Annotated in this window: 1 protein-coding gene; it reads right to left on the bottom strand. The window is 70.8% G+C overall.

What is annotated here, in order from left to right; translation table 11 throughout:
• A partial coding sequence (locus LE181_RS31670; protein WP_372458558.1) for a DUF418 domain-containing protein occupies positions 1-784 on the bottom strand: 784 nt, incomplete at its 3' end.
• Between the last annotated feature and the right edge of the window lie 464 nt (positions 785-1,248).

Below are 1,248 nucleotides of genomic sequence, written 5' to 3'. Positions count from 1 at the left end.
CCGCGCGGTAGAGCCGCACGCCGAGCAGGAAGAGGAAGACCAGCAGGGCGAAGGAGAGGACCGGTTCCATGCGCAGGGCCACGGCGTTGTGGAGGCGGAAGGCGATCTGGTCGAGGTAGCCGCCGTCGGCGTAGAGGTCGACGACGCGGCGGCTCGGCCCGTCGCCCCCGCCCGGGTCCGAGGCGACCGCCGCCAGGGTGAGCAGGGACATCACCGTCACGTGCAGGCCGGCCGCCGCCCACATCACCCGGTTCCGGGCGCGTGCGGAGCGGGTGAGCAACCAGGCCACGAGCAGTGCGGTGACCGCGTATCCCATGAGGACGTCCCAGGCGAAGACGAGGACGAAGTGCAGCGTGCCCTCCGCCAGGAGGAACAGCGCCCGCCATCGGTACCGGCCGGGCCAGGGCTGTCCCCGCTTGGCGGCGGAGCCGAACTGGATCGCCAGACCCACGCCGAAGAGCATCGTCAGCATGGCCAGGAACTTCCCGTCGGCAAGCAGCCGGAAGACGCTTTCGACGACCTGCGGGAGGGACGCGCCCGACAGCAGCCCGTGCAGCGAGGAGCCCATGGTGCCGTCGAGGACGCCCCATTCGGCCCCGGGCCCGGTGAAGATCCATACGTTGGTCATGAGGGTGCCCAGGACGGCCGCGCCGCGCAGCACGTCGAGGAGCGCCAGTCGCGGCGTTCCGCCGTCGGCACTGCTGACCTGCGCGGACGACGGTCGGGACGAGGGCGTCGGCAGAGCCCCGGGGAGGGGGGCGGCCGCCCCTGCGGTCTCCGGCATGGTGATCTCCCGGACTCGTGGTGGTCTTGGGTGGGTTCGTTTCGCTCGTGTCACTCCCTCCCATGGTCACCGTGCGCCACGGGGGCGGTCCTCGTAGGCGGTGATGAATCCGGGCTACATCTTTCGATGCAGAGACAGCGCCGGAGGTAGCGCGGAGCGGCGAGCGGTAGCGGCGATCCGGCCATTAGCCGTTCCGCGGATGTGCCGAGGGAAAATGCCAAAACCCTCACGTCGCACCACCGTTATCGGTTAGCTTCCGTCGCACGGGGCATGCCACGGGTGATCATCACTCGTACGTAGTCGCGGCCGCACGCTGATGCCGCGCGGCTGGAGAGGATCGTGTGACCGGTATCGACGGGTGCCTGGCGGAGGCCATGACCATACCCGGCGCGCGGGGCGCCAGCCTGGTGGACTGGACCAGTGGGCTCGCCCTGGGCGTGGCGGGCGAGGGCCCCGGCGGCGAC

The sequence above is a fragment of the Streptomyces sichuanensis genome (assembly GCF_020328095.1).
GTDB classification, from domain to species: Bacteria; Actinomycetota; Actinomycetes; order Streptomycetales; family Streptomycetaceae; genus Streptomyces; species Streptomyces cinnamoneus.
The sequence above is the reverse complement of the archived record's forward strand: the minus strand, read 5'-3'. Positions and strand labels throughout refer to the sequence as shown.